At 62.1% G+C, this 15670-nt stretch carries 19 protein-coding genes and 1 tRNA gene; 3 read left to right on the top strand and 17 right to left on the bottom strand.

What is annotated here, in order from left to right; all coding sequences use genetic code 11:
- Nucleotides 1-2 precede the first annotated feature (2 nt).
- A complete protein-coding gene (locus EL2594_RS09925; protein WP_011414930.1) occupies nucleotides 3-1280 on the bottom strand; it encodes a lipopolysaccharide biosynthesis protein in 1278 nt (425 codons plus the stop codon).
- 15 nt (nucleotides 1281-1295) lie between these two features.
- Nucleotides 1296-2093 (bottom strand): molybdenum cofactor guanylyltransferase, encoded by a 798-nt coding sequence (mobA, locus tag EL2594_RS09920; RefSeq protein ID WP_011414929.1) that lies wholly within the window; start codon nucleotides 2091-2093, stop codon nucleotides 1296-1298.
- 74 nt (nucleotides 2094-2167) lie between these two features.
- On the opposite strand from mobA, the gene EL2594_RS09915 reads away from it, so the two are divergent.
- Nucleotides 2168-2902 carry a hypothetical protein gene (locus tag EL2594_RS09915; RefSeq protein WP_041685254.1) on the top strand — a complete coding sequence of 245 codons (735 nt, stop codon included), beginning with the start codon at nucleotides 2168-2170 and terminating at the stop codon, nucleotides 2900-2902.
- A gap of 140 nt (nucleotides 2903-3042) precedes the next feature.
- On the opposite strand, the gene mmsB is transcribed toward EL2594_RS09915, so the two are convergent.
- The 11 genes from mmsB to EL2594_RS09860 all read right to left on the bottom strand — a co-directional run bounded on the left by mmsB (nucleotide 3043) and on the right by EL2594_RS09860 (nucleotide 11200).
- Entirely contained in the window at nucleotides 3043-3912 is an 870-nt protein-coding gene (mmsB, locus tag EL2594_RS09910) for a 3-hydroxyisobutyrate dehydrogenase (protein ID WP_011414928.1), read from the bottom strand.
- The gene (locus EL2594_RS09905; protein WP_011414927.1) at nucleotides 3909-4262 is read right to left on the bottom strand and encodes a hypothetical protein; all 354 of its coding nucleotides are present in this window, start codon (nucleotides 4260-4262) and stop codon (nucleotides 3909-3911) included. Before EL2594_RS09905 ends, mmsB begins: the two co-directional genes overlap by 4 nt.
- A gap of 4 nt (nucleotides 4263-4266) precedes the next feature.
- A complete protein-coding gene (locus tag EL2594_RS09900; RefSeq protein ID WP_011414926.1) occupies nucleotides 4267-5049 on the bottom strand; it encodes an enoyl-CoA hydratase-related protein in 783 nt (260 codons plus the stop codon).
- 90 nt (nucleotides 5050-5139) lie between these two features.
- On the bottom strand, nucleotides 5140-6195 hold the full coding sequence (locus EL2594_RS09895; RefSeq protein ID WP_041685967.1) for an enoyl-CoA hydratase/isomerase family protein: 1056 nt from the start codon (nucleotides 6193-6195) through the stop codon (nucleotides 5140-5142).
- A gap of 5 nt (nucleotides 6196-6200) precedes the next feature.
- On the bottom strand, nucleotides 6201-7349 hold the full coding sequence (locus EL2594_RS09890) for an acyl-CoA dehydrogenase family protein (protein ID WP_011414924.1): 1149 nt from the start codon (nucleotides 7347-7349) through the stop codon (nucleotides 6201-6203).
- 52 nt (nucleotides 7350-7401) lie between these two features.
- Nucleotides 7402-7788 (bottom strand): RidA family protein, encoded by a 387-nt coding sequence (locus tag EL2594_RS09885; protein ID WP_011414923.1) that lies wholly within the window; start codon nucleotides 7786-7788, stop codon nucleotides 7402-7404.
- Between the two features lie 10 nt (nucleotides 7789-7798).
- Nucleotides 7799-8218 (bottom strand): hypothetical protein, encoded by a 420-nt coding sequence (locus EL2594_RS09880; RefSeq protein ID WP_155806032.1) that lies wholly within the window; start codon nucleotides 8216-8218, stop codon nucleotides 7799-7801.
- Nucleotides 8219-8278: 60 nt separating this feature from the next.
- Nucleotides 8279-8599: an I78 family peptidase inhibitor gene (locus EL2594_RS09875; RefSeq protein ID WP_041685965.1), complete on the bottom strand. Its 321-nt coding sequence runs from the start codon at nucleotides 8597-8599 to the stop codon at nucleotides 8279-8281.
- Nucleotides 8600-8659: 60 nt separating this feature from the next.
- Nucleotides 8660-9157: a hypothetical protein gene (locus EL2594_RS14940; RefSeq protein WP_155806030.1), complete on the bottom strand. Its 498-nt coding sequence runs from the start codon at nucleotides 9155-9157 to the stop codon at nucleotides 8660-8662.
- A 22-nt stretch (nucleotides 9158-9179) separates the two neighbouring features.
- The gene (locus EL2594_RS09865) at nucleotides 9180-9698 is read right to left on the bottom strand and encodes a hypothetical protein (protein WP_011414919.1); all 519 of its coding nucleotides are present in this window, start codon (nucleotides 9696-9698) and stop codon (nucleotides 9180-9182) included.
- Between the two features lie 5 nt (nucleotides 9699-9703).
- On the bottom strand, nucleotides 9704-11200 hold the full coding sequence (locus EL2594_RS09860) for a CoA-acylating methylmalonate-semialdehyde dehydrogenase (RefSeq protein ID WP_011414918.1): 1497 nt from the start codon (nucleotides 11198-11200) through the stop codon (nucleotides 9704-9706).
- Nucleotides 11201-11360: 160 nt separating this feature from the next.
- Between EL2594_RS09860 and EL2594_RS09855 the strand changes: the two genes are divergently transcribed.
- Nucleotides 11361-11434, top strand: a tRNA-Gly gene (locus tag EL2594_RS09855).
- A 200-nt stretch (nucleotides 11435-11634) separates the two neighbouring features.
- Nucleotides 11635-12864 carry a tyrosine-type recombinase/integrase gene (locus tag EL2594_RS09850; protein WP_011414917.1) on the top strand — a complete coding sequence of 410 codons (1230 nt, stop codon included), beginning with the start codon at nucleotides 11635-11637 and terminating at the stop codon, nucleotides 12862-12864.
- 467 nt (nucleotides 12865-13331) lie between these two features.
- Here the strand turns inward: EL2594_RS09850 and EL2594_RS09845 are convergent, their stop codons facing one another.
- The 4 genes from EL2594_RS09845 to EL2594_RS09835 are packed head-to-tail and all read right to left on the bottom strand — an operon-like array spanning nucleotide 13332 to nucleotide 15597.
- Nucleotides 13332-13724: a hypothetical protein gene (locus tag EL2594_RS09845; protein WP_011414916.1), complete on the bottom strand. Its 393-nt coding sequence runs from the start codon at nucleotides 13722-13724 to the stop codon at nucleotides 13332-13334.
- On the bottom strand, nucleotides 13721-15052 hold the full coding sequence (locus EL2594_RS09840; protein WP_011414915.1) for a dihydrolipoyl dehydrogenase family protein: 1332 nt from the start codon (nucleotides 15050-15052) through the stop codon (nucleotides 13721-13723). The genes EL2594_RS09845 and EL2594_RS09840 overlap by 4 nt, the downstream gene beginning before the upstream one ends.
- Entirely contained in the window at nucleotides 15045-15257 is a 213-nt protein-coding gene (locus EL2594_RS15790; protein ID WP_081432306.1) for a GDCCVxC domain-containing (seleno)protein, read from the bottom strand. Before EL2594_RS15790 ends, EL2594_RS09840 begins: the two co-directional genes overlap by 8 nt.
- Complete coding sequence (locus EL2594_RS09835; RefSeq protein ID WP_007163747.1) at nucleotides 15250-15597, bottom strand: mercuric transporter MerT family protein; 348 nt, start codon at nucleotides 15595-15597, stop codon at nucleotides 15250-15252. The genes EL2594_RS15790 and EL2594_RS09835 overlap by 8 nt, the downstream gene beginning before the upstream one ends.
- Nucleotides 15598-15670 lie beyond the last annotated feature (73 nt).

Below are 15670 nucleotides of genomic sequence, written 5' to 3'. Positions count from 1 at the left end.
GCCTACTTGGCTGCGCGCGTTTCGCGCTCGTCGTCGCCGTCGACTTCGATGCGGATGCCCTGCTGGCCGAGGATCGCGACCCAGAAGCCGATCACGGCGAGCGCGCTCGCGCCGAGCAGGCAGAGCGCTGCGCCTTTCAATTCCTGCCAGCCCATGGCGGTTTCGAGCAGCGCGAACGCAAGCGCCATGGGTACCGCCCGCACGATAAAGGCCGTGCCGGCACGCCCGGCGCTAACGAGCAGCGACTCCAGGCTGGCGCCGACCAATTCGACCGCGCCGCCAATGGCGAGGATCACCATCGCCCAATAGACGCCGCGGAAGCCTTGTCCGGCGATGAGGACCAGCGCCTCGCGTCCGAACAGCAGCGCAACCAGAACAGCTATGGCACCTCCTAACAGAGCGACATTGGCCATCCGGCGGGCGATCTCGGCAGCACGTTCCTGCGCATGGACCAGTTCGGGGTAGATCGCTTTCGAGATCGTTTGCGCGAGCTGCACCAGCGCCTGACCCAACTGGCTGGCAATGCGGAAACCGCCGGCGAACGCTTCGCCGCCGATGGCGCCCACCGCGAGGATCATCACCTGCTTCGCCGCGATTTGCAGGCTGCCGAGCGCATTGGTCGAGAGGACGAAGCGCCATGCGCCGGGATGCGCGTTGGGAATGGCGGTGAGGCTGACTTCGCCGAGGTCGAGCTTGTCCTTCTGCAAGGCGGCGTACCACAGCGCTGCCGCTACGCACACTTCGGCCGCTGCCCAGGCGAGGATGAAGCCCGTGACCGAGGGCATGAACAAAACTGCGAGCCCCGCACCGATCGCCCGTATCAGCGGCTGGACTGCTTCTGCCGCGGTCGCGCGGCCATATTCGAACCGCAGCCGCAAGAGGCCGGTAGGGGTCGACCGGATCGCCAGCAGCGAAACGATGCAATAGCCGAAAGCGACCCACAGCAATTCGTCCGGCAACGGCAGCCAGAGCTGTGCGGTATAAACCAGTATCGCGGAGAAGATCGCGCCGACGAAGGCCGAGAGCAGGTCCAGCCCGACCGCAAATCCAGCCGCGCGGGCAGGACCATCGGTCCCTGCACCCCAGCGTACAACGAATTGCCAGGTCTGGAAATTGACAAGGCCGGTGACCGTCTGTCCCAGCGCGACGATGATCGCGAAATAACCGAAACCATCGAGGCCCAGCGTACGGGTCGCCAGCGCCAGATAGGCCAGGCTGAGCACGGCGTTGAAGCCACGCCCGCTGAGCAGCCAGCCCATGTTCTTGAAGATGCGCCGCACGTGGTGGGCCTGGATTCAGCCGGCCGCCGCGCGCTTGGCGAGCAGCTTCTCGGTCACGCGGAAGGTCCGCTCGTTATCGACATCGATGGCAAACTCGCCGCTCGACATCTCGATCGGCACCAGCTTGTAGCCGAACCGCTTGGAGACCTGTTCGAACAGCTTCTCCTTGCTGCCGCCGCCGAGATAGAAGCGCAGCAGGTTCGTCCAGCCGAAGGCCTTGGCGATGCGGCTCGGGAATTTCACGAACTGGCCGCCGCCGCGCATGACTTCGGCGGCGCCGAGCGCGCCTTCGCTGCCGATCCAGTACATATTGCAGTTGGAAAAACCACCGTCCTTGAACTGGTAGAACTTGGCCTGACCTTCAGGGTCGGCGGCGATGACATCTTCCTTGCGCGCGAGGGCCGCTCCGGCACCGGCCTCAGCGGCGAGCGCCTTCTCTACGAATTCGGCATAGCCTTCCGGGGTCACGAGGCAATTATCGGCCGTCGTGATGAGTAGCGGAAACTCCGCCCCCTCGGCCCCGGCGAATACGCTGTCGACGAGGTTGAAGGCGCCCGGCTTGAATACAAGCCGACCCGACGCGAGCAATTCCGCGACGATCGGGATTTCGGCGATCTCGTCAGGCTCGTGCGCGACGACATGGATCTTGTCGATCCGGTCGCAGGCGGAAACGGCTTCGACGACGTGCTGGATCATCGGCTTGCCGCCGACCGGGACGACGCATTTCTGGTTAACGCCCGCGCGTTCGGCCAGCGGGTCGAGGATGCCGGACCGTTTACCGGCCATGATCAGGGCTGTGACTTTCTGGGTCATAGGGCGCGCTCCTACAGAGAGTTGACCTTTACGCAAGTTTGCGCAGACTTGCCACATGCAACAAAGTGTCGCGCATGCGCATCATTTTTAGCCGCAAGGGTTTCGACAGCGCGGCGGGGGGCGGCGCTTCGCCGATTATCGACGGACGACCGGTCTCGCTACCGATCCCCAGCGGCGGATGGTCGTGCACGCGCTATCGCGATCTGGGCCTGGGCGAGGCTGCGGAGACTGCCAGTCGGGGCAGGATATCGCGCGAAGACTTTTGCCATCACGACCCGATGTTTTTCGATGACGGCAGCTGTCTGTTCGGGCAGTGCGGCGCCGCGCAGACCCATCTTGCCAATCAGGGTGTGGGGATAGGCGATGTCTTCGTGTTTTTCGGCCTCTTCCGCGAGGAAGAAACCGGCGAACCCCATCACCGCATCTTTGGCTACCTCGAACTCTGTGAGATCGTCGATCTGCAGCACTGCGACGATGGCGTGCGCAGCTCCCTCGTCGAGCAGGGCCATCCACACGCTCTCGGGATGCATGCCAAAAACGACGTGATTTATCGCGGCCGCGGACGCATGGCCGCTTCGGCAAGTCCCATGCTTCGCCTCACGGTTCCGGATGGACCGCCCAGCCTTTGGCGCCGCCCGGCTTGGTTGAGGCGGGGCGGGCTATCCTATCACGACCGCGCGGAGCGCTGGCTTCGCGGTGGAAAGCTGCGCAGCGTCGCGCGCGGGCAGGAGTTCGTGGCACCAATAGGCAAGCGCCGTGAACCTCGCGATTGGCTCAGCCGGGTCATAAATGAGATCGAACGCGAATGATTTTTCCACTAATCGCTGAATCGCGCTAGTGCACGGGTGACAGTTTTGTTACGACCGAAACCGCATCGCGGCTGCCTCGTGCCCTTCGGGTCCAGTAAAAAACGAGTGCGTTGTGGTCGTGATGCACCTGGATGCGATTGCTAAAGCATCTTGATGATGGCGCTGAAATCCAGTCCGCCGTTGCCTGCCCCGTTGAAATCTTCATAGATCGACGCCGCACGTGCGCCCATCGGCGTGGCCGCATCCGCCGTTTCCGCGGCTTCCATCGCCAGACGCAAATCCTTCAGCATCAGCGCAGTGGCAAAACCGCCCTGGTAATCATTATCGGAGGGGCTTTGCGGGCCGACGCCGGGGACAGGGCAATAGCTCGTCATCGACCAGTTCTGGCCCGAGCTGACAGAAGAGATGTCGTAGAATGTCTGGGGGTCGAGGCCGAGCTTCTCGGCCATCCTGAATGCTTCGCAGGTGCCGATCATGTGGATCGCCAGCAGCATGTTGTTGCAAATCTTGGCCGCCTGGCCGTTGCCTGCGTCGCCGGCGTGGATCACGGCCTTGCCCATGGCTTCGAGGATCAGCTTGGCGCGGCCGAAGGCGCTCTCGGTCCCGCCGACCATGAATGTCAGCGTGCCGCCGTTGGCCGCCGCGATCCCGCCGGAGACCGGCGCATCGACCATCTCGTAACCCGCGCCAACCGCAATCGCTTCGACCTGCCGCGCCGTTGCGACGTCGATCGTCGAACAGTCGATCAGCACGGCACCTTTTGGCGCACTGCCGATGACATCGTCGACGTAGACCTGCCGGACGATCTCGCCATTGGGCAGCATCGTGACGACCGCCTCTGCGCCTTCGCATGTGTCCTTGATCGAGGTGAAGGGCGTGCAGCCATTGTCTTTCGCCGTATCGAGCGCGGCCTGGCTGAGGTCGAAGGCCTGCACATCGTGCCCCGCCTTGACGAGGTTCGCGGCCATCCCGCCGCCCATATTGCCGAGGCCGATAAATGCGATTCTCATGATGTGTCCTTCCCGGGGTAGTCGACGCCAAGCATGATCGCCGCAGCGTTTCCGTCATGCTTCCAGATCAGGTAGGTGAGGTATGGAAAGAGGAAGCCCGCGCCGCCGAAGAACGCGATCACTGCGAGCAGCAGGCCCGAGGCCCGAAACCGGTTCCGCCATGCGGTCCAGCTTGCCGATAGAACGAGGAACAGCAGGAAGTCGAAGTTGAACTGGCCCGGCCAGGCCATGGTGGCGATGTCGCCGAAGAAGATCGGCAGCAGCCCCAGTCCATGATTGGCCACAGTGACGGCAGTATAAGCAGCCAGCGCCAGCCACAGGAGGACGAGCAGGACCGAATACCCCTTCATGGCGTCAGCGCCCCTTCCAGTTTCCGTCACGCTTGTCGATAAACGCGGCCATGCCTTCCTTCTTGTCCTCGCTCGCGGTGAGGATCTGGAACAGGCGGCGCTCTTGCACCAAGCCTTGGTCGAGTGTCATTTCGAAAGCGCTGTTGACCATTTCCTTGTTCGCAATCGCGGCCATCGGCGGCATCGAGGCGATCAGTGCGGCGGTCTTTTTGGCTTCGGCCATCAGTTCCTCATGCGGCACGACCTTGGCGACAAGGTTGCTGCGCTCGGCCTCTTCCGCACCCATCATCCGGCCGGTCAAGCACATTTCCATGGCCTTCGACTTGCCGACCGCGCGCGTCAGCCGCTGGCTACCGCCCATGCCGGGGGCGACGCCGAGCTTGATCTCGGGCTGGCCGAACTTGGCGTTTTCGCTGGCGATGATGAAATCGGCCATCATGGCCAGCTCGCACCCGCCGCCCAGCGCGAAGCCATTGACCGCTGCGATCCACGGCTTGCGCGTGGTCTTGACGATATGGCTGGTCCACTTGGCGAAGAAGTCCTGCAGGTAGAAATCGGCCGCGGCCTTCTCGCTCATTTCCTTGATGTCGGCACCTGCGGCAAAGGCCTTGTCGCCGCTTCCGGTCAGGATCGCGCAAAGCTGGCTGTCGTCTGCCTGATACGCAGCGAAGGCGTCGATCAGTTCTTCCAGCACGACGCTTGAGAGTGCATTCAACGCCTTGGGCCGGTTGAGCGTGATGATGGTCACCGCGCCGTCGGTTTCGGTCAGGATGGTTTCGTAGCTCATTTCAACTCCGTCATCCCAGCGAAGGCCGGGATCTTTCTCAGCAAAGTCCGACCAAGCGGACAGAGATCCCAGCCTGCGCTGGGACGACCATCAGGTCAGCGGCACCCATTCCTCCCCCTCTGGCAGAGGCGCGAAGATGCTGTCGATCAATTCCTCGGTGACCTCTTCGGGCGTCGGCGGGTCCCATCTGGGATCGCCTGTCTTGTCGACGATCACGGCGCGAACGCCCTCCGCGAAATCGGGCCGGATGATAACGCGCGACGCGATGCGATATTCCATGCGCATGTTGTCGGCGAAGTCGGTCAGCCTTTTGCTCTCTGCCAGCTGGCGCAGCGCGACCTTGCAGGTCTGCGGGCTCTTGGTGCCGAGCGTGTCGCGCTCTTTTGCCGCCCATTCGTCTTCGTCCATCACCGCTTCGAGGCTGGCGAGGATATCCTCGTAGCGGTCGCTGGCGAAGTGCTTGGCGATCTTGTCGGCATTGCCTTCGATCCGCGCCTTGGGCGGGGTGCCCACCGGTTCGGACAGAATACCCGCAATGCGATCGGGCTTCTCGATGATGCGCGCTTTCAGTTCGGCGAGCATCTCGCTCGGTACGTAATGCGTGGCGATGCCCGCCCACAAGCACTCCGCTCCGTCGAGCCGCGCGCCAGTCAGCGCGAGGAACTGGCCGAGCCGACCGCCCAGGCGCGACAGGTGCCAGCCACCGCCGACATCGGGGAACAGCCCGATGCCCGTTTCCGGCATGGCGAAGCGGGTGTTCTCGGTCGCGACGCGAAACTTGGCGGGCAGGGCAATGCCCACGCCGCCGCCCATGGTGATGCCGTCCATGAACGCCACGATCGGTTTGCCGTAGGTGAACATCTGGTGGTTGAGTTGGTATTCGTCGTGGAAGAACTTCCGGCCCGACACGCCGCCATCGTTCAGAGCCGAATTGCGCAGGAAAGCGATATCGCCGCCGGCGCAGAAACCACGGCCCTCGGCGTGGTCAAGGATGATGGCTTCGACCTCGTCGTCATCCGCCCAATCGGCCAGCGCCGCGCTCATCGCATGACACATCTCTAGCGTCAGCGCGTGGAGTGCCTTCGGCCGGTTGAGCGAGATATGGCCGACGCGGCCGTGTTTGTGGATCAGGACTTGGTCGGTCATTTCGCTCACCCCTGTCGCAGCAGGTCGCGGCCCACGATCATGCGCATGACCTGGTTGGTGCCTTCGAGGATCGAATGGACGCGCAGGTCACGCCAGAACCGCTCGATCGGATAGTCCTTGAGGTAGCCGTAGCCGCCGAACAATTGCAGCGCGTCGTTGACGATCTTGCTGCCATTGTCGGTCGCCAACCGCTTGGCCATGGCGGAGAAGCGCGACTTGTCGGGCGCGTTCTCCGTCACCTTGGCCGCGGCAAGATAAAGCAGCGCACGCGCCGCCTCGAGGTCGGTCGCCATGTCGGCCAACATGAACTGCGTGTTCTGGAAATCGGCCACGGGCTGGTCGAATTGCTGGCGTTCCTTGGTGTAGGCGACCGCTTCGTCGAGGCAACGCTGTGCGCCGCCGAGCGAGCATGCGCCAATGTTCAGCCGGCCGCCATCGAGACCCATCATGGCGAAGCGGAAGCCTTCGCCCTCGTCGCCGACGCGGTTCTCGACCGGCACGCGGGCATCTTCGAGAATGACCTGCGCTGTCGGGCTGGCGTTCCAGCCGAGCTTCTTTTCCGGCGCGCCGAAGCTGACGCCCGGCGTGTCCTTGTCGATCACGAGGCAGGTGATGCCCTTGGTCTTGTGATCGGACGTGCGAACCATGGTGACATAGACGTCGTTCACGCCGCCGCCGGAAATGAACTGCTTGGTGCCGTTGAGGACGTAATGATCGCCGTCCAGCACCGCGCTGGTCTTGAGACCCGCAGCGTCCGAACCGCTGCCCGGCTCGGTCAGGCAATAGCTGGCGATCTTTTCCATCGTGACGAGGTCGGGAAGGTACTTGTCCTTGACGCCCTGTCCGCCGAACTGGTCGATCATCCACGCCGCCATGTTGTGGATCGAGATGAAGGCGCTGGTCGTCGGGCAGCCATAGGCCATGGCTTCCATGATAAGCGCCGCTTCGAGGCGGCCGAGGCCGATCCCGCCCGATTCCTCGCTGACATAGATCGCACCGAAGCCGAGCTCGGCGGTCTGCTTGATTACGTCCTTGGGGAAATGGTGCTGCTCGTCCCATTCCGCAGCATGGGGCGTAATGTTGTCGGCGGTGAAGCGCTGCGCCATCTCCTGGATGGCCAGTTGGTCGTCTGTGAGAGCGAATTGTCCAGTCATGGCGCGGGGCTTAGCGCCGCGAGAGAGTCGAGGGAAGGGGGTGCGCGTCGGTTCAATCGAGGATTGCTTCGGCCTCGATTTCCACTTTCCATTCCGGTCGGCATAGCCAGGCAACGCCTTGCATTGTTGCGGCAGGCCTGGCCTCGCCGAACCAGCGCGCATGGACGGCGCCTACGGCCTCCTGGTCCGCGGGGTCGGTCAACAACATGCGGGTGCGGACGACATGGCGCGCGGTGCCGCCCAAATCCTCGATCGCCGCGACGATAAGCGCACAACAGCGCTCGGCCTGTGCCGCTGCGTCGCCAGCAGTCGAACGGCCATCCGGATCGATCGGACCTGTCCCGGCCACGATGATCCGCTTGCCAACCCTGATTGCGCGGCAGAATCCGAATTGCTGCTCGAACGGCGAGCCCGAGGAGGTCCGGCTGCGCTCCGTCATCGCGCCGGCGTCAGCGCCTGTTGCAGCGGACGTAGCCGATCTTGGGCGCGGGCTTGCCCTCGTAGGTGCTGTGCCACATCTTGTTCTTGCGCAGCAGCTGAAAGCTCATGCGTACCCCGCTGGTGCTCCAGCCGCCCGGTGCGACGAATTCGCCGACCAGCATCCGGTTGCTGACCTGGTCGATTTCGTAAAGGTCGAAGGGCTGGCCCTCGACGACGATCTTGTTGCCACGGATGCCGATCTTGCCTTCGATATCCATCCCGCGATAGCGACAGGCATGGTTGTTGCGGCCATAAACGCCCCACATTTCCTGCGGAAATTCCGGCGGCTGGGCCTCGGCCGCCAACGCGTCTTCCCCATCGCTCGTTTGTGCTGCCGACACTGGCAGCGCAAGACATGCCAGCAAGGGTACGAAGATTCTAGCATTCATGCGGAGGCTCCGTTTGACTTGCTATCGAGGGTCGACGGATATCCGTCCCTTGTCAACGACTTAACCGCAGCGAATATTGGTGACGATCATGGCACGGTCGTACGATACGCGCACCCGATCGGGGCGATAATCCATCGTCACCGCACTGTCGGGCGGCACCCACTGGAATATCCGCGCACCGGTCTCGGCATGGACCTGCGCGCCCAGTTCCGCCGTCGCCATTTTGCCCACGAAAGCTTGTGCGGGCTGCGATCGGCACGGACTGTCTTCGCCCGGCAGCCGCTCGACCGGCTCTGGGGTTTCGCCGGGCGGGGTCGCCGCGGTCATGCAGCCTGCCAGCGCGGCGCTCGCACAGCTTGTCAGGAAAAGTCGCGGGAACATAAGCCTCTCCATCGTCATACGCCCGCAGACTAAGCGGCTGCTGCGAAATTTAAAGCGCATTTAACTGCAGCGCTTGCGGCGGATGCCCTGGCCGGAGCCGTAACCGGAGACATCGCTCATTACGAGGAATTTGCCCCCGTCGACCAGCGACATGCGGGTGCGTTCTTCCCAGCGCTCGCCTTCGCCCTCCATGGCAAGGTTGAGGATGACAGTGTCCGGGTTCGGTTGTTCGTAGCCATTCACCGTGCCCATCGATTCGTAAAACTGCAGGCTGTTGGCGCCGATCTCTAGCCGCAGGTCGGAATCGCGCGAGCAATTGCCGTCGATGAAATCCCACACGCCCTGGAACTTCGTCGGCACCGGCTTGGGCGCGCCAAGTTGTGCCATCGGCGCAGGAGGCGGAGCGTCGAGCGAACTGGACGGCGCGGCATCGGGAGAAGAGGCATCGCCGCCACCGATACGGTCTGCGAACTCGTCGGCCGTCTCGGTCGGCGCCTCGGGTTCGGAGGAGCAGCCGGCGAGCACAAGGGCCGCTGCGGCGAAGAAGTAAGTCCGCATGGTGTTTCCCTTCAACATGCTCTTATTCCGGACACTTGCGATATTGCGTCACACTCAGGCGGCCGTCGCCATCGTCGCGGTTGATCGCCAGCGTCCCGTCTGCCTGCAAGGCCAGGTCGAGCCGCGCCTGCGTCGGCGTGTCGGCGTAGGTCGTGTCGAACGTGGCGTCGATCATCGTGTCGGTGCGGTTGTGCACCTCGATCAGCCTGCCGCCCTGCTCGAATAGCGAAAAGCCGTCGGCCCTGACGCGCAGGACCTTGCCGAAGTTCTGCCGCGTCGCCGAGGTCTGGTCGCAATCCTCAGCCGTCGGCGCGCGCCCCAGATCGTCTTCGCGCCATTGCCCGCGCACGGCTTGCGGGATGGACCGCTCGAAACCAGCGGGCGTCGCCTCGTTGAGCGGCGTAGCTCCATCGCCGATCCCGCCGTCCGGTTCGACCGGCATCGCCGCATCGGGGCTAGTGTCCTCCGGCTCGCCGGATTGCTCCCCCGCACATCCCGCGATTGCGAGGGCCAGCAGAATGAAGAACGAAGCGGGTTTCATGCTTCTCACCCCATGGTCGGGATCACGAAAGCGTTCGAACCGTCACCGCCGCCGTCGGGCCAGCGCTGGGTCACTTTCTTGTTCTTGGTCCAGAACTTGAGGCCTTCCATCCCGTATTGGTCGATGTCGCCGAAGCCTGAACGCTTCCAGCCGCCGAAGCTGTGATAGCTGACCGGAACGGGGATCGGCACGTTGATGCCGACCATGCCGACATTCACGCGGCTGGCGAACTCGCGCGCGGCGTGGCCGTTGCGAGTGAAAATCGCGACGCCGTTGCCGTATTGGTGCTCGCTCGGCAGCCGGACGGCATCCTCGAAATCCCTGGCGCGCACGATCTGCAGCACGGGACCGAAGATCTCTTCCTGATAGCTTTCCATCTCGGGCGTCACGCGATCGAGCAGGGTCGGGCCGACGAAGAACCCGTCCTCGTGCCCCTGAAGCGAGAAGCCGCGCCCGTCGATAACGACTTCGGCGCCTTCCTTCTCGGCCGTGTCGATCCAGCTTTCGATGCGGGCCTTATGCTCGGGGGTGACGACGGGGCCATAATGCGCGTCCGGATCGTTGGAAACGCCGACGCGCAGCGCATTGATCGCCGGAATCAGCTTTTCGCGCAGCTTGTCGGCAGTGTCCTCGCCCACTGGCACGACCACGGGCAGCGCCATGCAACGCTCGCCTGCCGAACCGAATGCGGCTCCAGCGAGGTCGTTCACGACCTGGTCGAGATCGGCGTCGGGCATGACGATACCGTGGTTCTTGGCTCCGCCGAAGGCCTGCACGCGCTTAGCATTCGCACTGCCGCGCGAGTAGATATACTGTGCGATGTCGCTGGAGCCGACGAAGCTGATCGCCGGGATGTCGGGATGGTCGAGGATCGCGTCGACCATTTCCTTGTCGCCATGGACGACCTGCAGCAGCCCCTCGGGCGCGCCAGCTTCGACGAACAGTTCAGCGAGACGCACGGGAACGCTCGGATCGCGCTCCGAAGGCTTGAGGATAAACGCGTTGCCTGCCGCGATCGCCATGCCGAACATCCACATCGGAATCATGGCAGGGAAATTGAATGGGGTGATGCCTGCACCGATGCCGAGCGGCTGGCGCATCGAATAGACGTCGATACCCGGGCCGGCACCTTGCGTGTATTCACCCTTGAGCGCTTGCGGGATGCCGCACGCGAATTCGATCACTTCAAGACCGCGCTGCACGTCGCCATGCGCATCGTCCACGACCTTGCCGTGTTCGCTGGAAAGCAATTCGGCCAATTCCTGCTTGTTGGCTTCGACCAGCCCTTTGAATTCGAACATCACGCGGGCGCGTTTTTGCGGATTGGTCGCCGCCCACTCGGGCTGGACTTTCTTGGCCGAATCGACCGCTTTCTGGAGCAGCGCCGCATCGCCGAGCGAAACCTCGGCCTGCACTTCGCCGGTCGACGGGTTCCAGATCTGGTGCGTGCGACCGGAGCCGCCACCGGCTCCCCCGACGATGAAATGATCGACCTGACGCATGATTATTCCTCTCAAGAGTTCTTTCGTGTCGCGTGCTCTAGCGTTTATGCGGCGCGAATCCAATCGGCTGCGTCTTACCAGCGCGTGGGCGGGGCTGCACGTTCCCGATTGACCGTGCGCGCCCGATCGGGCAATTGCGCCGCCGCTCGGACGCACTCCGGCGGGTGTAGCTCAATGGTAGAGCAGCAGCTTCCCAAGCTGACGACGAGGGTTCGATTCCCTTCACCCGCTCCAGCGCCACCTTCCCAAAACATCCCGGAGACGCTATAAAACCCCTGGAAATCCGAGGTTTTTGACGTTGTGTGGTCCTGCATTTGCCCGGCTAGTCTCGCCAAATCTCCCGAAATTGGGGGCCTTTTTGGGGGCCTCATTGGTTTCCATCAATTCGAGAGGCCTCCAATCCGGGGGCCTTTTCTGGGTAAAGACTTGAAATCATGGTGCTAACAGACGTTGGAATTCGCAAGGCTAAGGCTGGTCCGAAAGCCTACAAACTGAGCGACTCGTCAGGGCTCTTCCTGTTGGTGGAGCGAACCGGCGGAAAACTGTGGCGAATGAAGTATCGCATCGATGGCCGGGAGAAGAAGCTCGCGATCGGGCGCTACCCGGAAATTGGGTTGGCAGAGGCCCGCAGAAGGCGAGACGCCGCGCGAGAGCAGCTGGCGCAGGGCAAGGACCCTTCCCGAGAAAAACAGCGTCAGAAGGCGCGTGCGAAGCTTGGTGCGGAAAATAATTTTGCTTCCCTGGCCGCCGAGTTCTGCGAAAAGCGGAAACATGATGGCTCACGGGCCTGGGCACCCGCAACGGCGAAGCGCTGCGAATACCTCCTGTCAGTCCTCAACAGCTCGATAGGCCATCTACCCATCGCCGATATTGAGCCTGCTGACATTCTGACAGCCGTCCGCCGGATCGAAAGTAAGGGCAAGCTGGAAAGCGCTAAGCGAACCTTGCAACTGGCAGGTTCGGTGTTCCGTTATGCGGTGGCCACGGCGCGACTCAAGTCCGATCCGACGCGCGACTTGAGGGGCGCGCTTATGAACCCCACCGTGACGCACTATGGAGCGGTGCTCGATCCAGCAGGGGCTGGTGAGTTGCTCCGGGCTATAGATGGCTACGAAGGCCAACCTATCACCAAGCTGGCGATGCAACTGGCTCCGCATGTGTTCGTGAGGCCCGGTGAACTCCGCCACGCCGAATGGAGCGAAATCGACTTCGATGAGGCTCTGTGGACGATCCCGGCGAGCAAGACGAAGATGCGTAAAGACCACCTTGTCCCGCTCTCACGCCAAGCGATTGCGATCCTGGAAATGGCCCATAGGCTGACCGGACCCGATGGCTATGTGTTCCCGTCAGTCCGGACCCGAAAGCGTCCAATGAGCGATAACACGATCAATGCTGGACTGCGCCGCCTGGGCTACGCCACAGATGAGATGACCGCTCACGGCTTTCGCGCGATGGCGTCCACTTTGCTCAACGAAAGCGGGAAGTGGAACCCAGACGCAATCGAGGGCGCGCTGGCGCACGGAGACAGCGACAAGGTCCGTGCAGCCTACCATCGCGGTGCCCACTGGAAAGAACGAGTGAAGATGATGAAATGGTGGAGTGACTACCTCGACCAGCTCCGCGAAGGTGCCGAAGTGGTGCCAATCAAGGCAGCGAAACGCTGACGGTTTGCGCTGAAATTCGCAACTCTTCCGCGATCCACAAAACCGCAGAGAAATATTCCGTGATTACCGTTGATTATCGCAAAGCGAGTTGTCTGCAGCTCAGCGTAGACCCGCTCTACCCGTAGGCGGGTCGATTCCGCCCAAAGCCATATTGTAACGAAAAAACATAGCCTTACGTCCCGAATTCGCGGGGTAGGGTGTGCTCCTGTTTCCAGCTACGGTGAACGATCCAGAGGAAGCGAGAGAAGATGCTGATAGGACAAACCCATTTCATGCCAATGGATTTTGAGCCAGGCTGGCATTTGAGGCTGTTTCGGGGCCGGTTGCTAACAGTCCGCTCCCAGGCGACTGCGCAGCAGAAGCAGACGGCAGTCTGCTTGATCGAGACCACCCGCTCGTGTTCGCTTTGAAAAGGTTCTTGGTGGAGAGGGTCTCGTTTCTATTTCGCTGTGAACAGAAACCTGAGCTTACGCCGGTCTTCGCCAATACTTCCCTGCTATCCGTTCGGCGATAAAGCTGCCAGCAACTACCCCAAACGTGACCCAGATGATGACGCTTGGACCGTGTTTCCCGAAATCAGCCAAGCCGAATGCCACCATGGCAAAAAGCGCAGCACCAATCAGAAATGCTGGCCCTGCGATCATGCAGTGAAGCCGACGGCAACGCAAAGCGTTTAACGAGCACGCCGCCCCCATCCATAGGAACAGCACCGCCGCGATTTCCACCCTCTCGTTCGGTTGCAGAAGTTCTGCGGTAAAGTTTAGGCCGATTAGCGCCGCAAACGGCACGCCCCAGATTAGGATACGGTGCAGACGGTTGGCGGCCAAGTCACGCTTGTTGGTGGCTTCCGCGTTGCTCATCCCAACATATACCCTGCATCGGAGGCCGCCGTCGGATAAGCGAACATGGTAGATTTGATGTCGTCCGCGTTTAGCCCATGGCGCATGGCCAAGCCGAAGATATTGACGAGCTCGTCGGCGTCAGGGCCGACCAAGTGGGCTCCAAGGATGCGTCCCGTTCCGTTCTCGACCAGCAGCTTGTGGCCGTAGATCTCTTCGTTCAGCCGCCTCGCCGAGAACCAACCAGGGTGCGAGCCAGCATGCACCGTGAAATCCAGCCCTGCCTCACGCGCCTCGCTTTCCAGCATTCCGACCCTGGCCGCCGGCGGCTCCGTGAAAAGTGCACTTGGCACCCCTCGATAGTTCGGAGTTCGACCGGTATCATCGAGTATGTTTTCTACCACGACCTTGGCATCGTTACTGGAGACTGGAGTCAGTGGCGGGCCATTTGCAGCAGCGTCACCTGCCGCGAAGACCTTGGGGTTACTTTGGCTCCGTAGCTGGGCGGTAAGTGCCAAGCGACCCGCGTCACAGGCGACGTCTCCCGCCTCCAGATCGAGCGAGCCGATCGCAGGGATTCTTCCGGCAGCGTGCACCACCAGGCTCCCTTCGATCCTGCGGTCGCCAGCATGGACGGTCAGCACGCTGCCTTTCTTCGTTACGCGGTCCACTTCAGCGTCCACAATTTCGATGCCGAGATCATCGAAACTTGGCATGAGCCAATCGACCGTGTCAGGGTCGAAGGCTTTCAGAATGCGGCCTCGTTGGAAGATTGTGACCTTTGCACCGGCGCGCGCGGCGAGGTGGGCAAATTCTGCGGCAATGTATCCGCCGCCGACGAATACGATCCGATCTGGAAGGGTTTTGAGTTCTAGGAATGCATCGCTGTGAATCAGCAATTCCTCACCTTCGATCCCAAGCGGTCGAGGCTCTGCTCCCGTTGCGATAAGAGCGTGCGAGAAACTCAGTTCCCGGTCGCCTATCACGATCCTGTCGGGGCCAGCAAAGCGTGCCGCGCCGTGAAAAGTCGCGACGCCCTTACGCTCGTAGCGAGCTTCCTGCTTTTCAGGGACGGGGTCGGTAAAGCTGCGCTTGAATGCCTGGAGGTCGGCCCAATCAATTGAAACCGAGCCCTTGATGCCCTTCCCCTTCATTCGCCTGTATGCCGCGAGCGCTTCCTCTCCGCTCACCATCATCTTTTTCGGGTCGCACCCTCGAAGCGCACATGTGCCACCGTAAGGCCGATAATCGATAACCGCGCAGCGCTTCCCGGCGTTGGCCATCTGGTGGACCGCGACCTGCGCAGCAGTTCCCGATCCGATGGCGACGAAATCGAAAGCCTCAGCCATGGCAGCAATCCCCTTCCTGTATTGGGGGGCAGGGAACGGTGCCGTACGAGCAAAACACGCAGCAATCGCCTTGGAGCGGCTGAAGGCGAACGCCGCAACCCGCGCAGTTATGGAAGAACAGGCAAGCGTTGGTCGGCATTTCCATGTCCTCCTCATGACCGCATTCGGGACAGCGCAAGCGCGAGATCAGGATCGGATCAGCCATAGAGGAAGGCACCTGTCAGCAGCGCCGCACCGATGGCAATTCCTATGGCGGTCAGCGCTCGATAAGTCGATGATCCGCATGCACTGTCCGCCGGGCATGTTCGTGCCTGCCGAAACTGCCAGAGCAAACGGAGGGTCGCAGCGAGAAGAAGAGCCGACGCCAGGGTCAGCAACGGGACGCGATAGGGGGCCAGGACCGGCGAGATGCTGCCAAGCCACGCCGAGCCCACACCCACCGACGCGAGCATCAAGGGCAGTGCACAGCATGCAGCTGCCCCGAAGGCTGCAAAGATACCTCCGCCCGTCGCCAATCCGTTCCACCATGTGCTGATGCCGCGCATCGATCGTCCTTTTGCAAACCTCGATTCGCACACCTATTTACAGTCTGTAGCAACTACAGACTCAAGAGGTTGG

The organism is Erythrobacter litoralis HTCC2594, from assembly GCF_000013005.1.
Lineage (GTDB): Bacteria > Pseudomonadota > Alphaproteobacteria > Sphingomonadales > Sphingomonadaceae > Parerythrobacter > Parerythrobacter litoralis_A.
Note: the sequence above shows the minus strand (reverse complement) of the source record. Positions and strands in the feature narration are given on the sequence as shown.

Bases quoted from the DNA above. Each gene is read 5' to 3' on its own strand.
- mobA (WP_011414929.1), bottom strand. From the start codon at position 2,093: ATGACCCAGAAAGTCACAGCCCTGATCATGGCCGGTAAACGGTCCGGC.
- EL2594_RS09915 (WP_041685254.1), top strand. From the start codon at position 2,168: ATGCGCATCATTTTTAGCCGCAAGGGTTTCGACAGCGCGGCGGGGGGC.
- mmsB (WP_011414928.1), bottom strand. From the start codon at position 3,912: ATGAGAATCGCATTTATCGGCCTCGGCAATATGGGCGGCGGGATGGCC.
- EL2594_RS09905 (WP_011414927.1), bottom strand. From the start codon at position 4,262: ATGAAGGGGTATTCGGTCCTGCTCGTCCTCCTGTGGCTGGCGCTGGCT.
- EL2594_RS09900 (WP_011414926.1), bottom strand. From the start codon at position 5,049: ATGAGCTACGAAACCATCCTGACCGAAACCGACGGCGCGGTGACCATC.
- EL2594_RS09895 (WP_041685967.1), bottom strand. From the start codon at position 6,195: ATGACCGACCAAGTCCTGATCCACAAACACGGCCGCGTCGGCCATATC.
- EL2594_RS09890 (WP_011414924.1), bottom strand. From the start codon at position 7,349: ATGACTGGACAATTCGCTCTCACAGACGACCAACTGGCCATCCAGGAG.
- EL2594_RS09885 (WP_011414923.1), bottom strand. From the start codon at position 7,788: ATGACGGAGCGCAGCCGGACCTCCTCGGGCTCGCCGTTCGAGCAGCAA.
- EL2594_RS09880 (WP_155806032.1), bottom strand. From the start codon at position 8,218: ATGAATGCTAGAATCTTCGTACCCTTGCTGGCATGTCTTGCGCTGCCA.
- EL2594_RS09875 (WP_041685965.1), bottom strand. From the start codon at position 8,599: ATGTTCCCGCGACTTTTCCTGACAAGCTGTGCGAGCGCCGCGCTGGCA.
- EL2594_RS14940 (WP_155806030.1), bottom strand. From the start codon at position 9,157: ATGCGGACTTACTTCTTCGCCGCAGCGGCCCTTGTGCTCGCCGGCTGC.
- EL2594_RS09865 (WP_011414919.1), bottom strand. From the start codon at position 9,698: ATGAAACCCGCTTCGTTCTTCATTCTGCTGGCCCTCGCAATCGCGGGA.
- EL2594_RS09860 (WP_011414918.1), bottom strand. From the start codon at position 11,200: ATGCGTCAGGTCGATCATTTCATCGTCGGGGGAGCCGGTGGCGGCTCC.
- EL2594_RS09850 (WP_011414917.1), top strand. From the start codon at position 11,635: ATGGTGCTAACAGACGTTGGAATTCGCAAGGCTAAGGCTGGTCCGAAA.
- EL2594_RS09845 (WP_011414916.1), bottom strand. From the start codon at position 13,724: ATGAGCAACGCGGAAGCCACCAACAAGCGTGACTTGGCCGCCAACCGT.
- EL2594_RS09840 (WP_011414915.1), bottom strand. From the start codon at position 15,052: ATGGCTGAGGCTTTCGATTTCGTCGCCATCGGATCGGGAACTGCTGCG.
- EL2594_RS15790 (WP_081432306.1), bottom strand. From the start codon at position 15,257: ATGGCTGATCCGATCCTGATCTCGCGCTTGCGCTGTCCCGAATGCGGT.
- EL2594_RS09835 (WP_007163747.1), bottom strand. From the start codon at position 15,597: ATGCGCGGCATCAGCACATGGTGGAACGGATTGGCGACGGGCGGAGGT.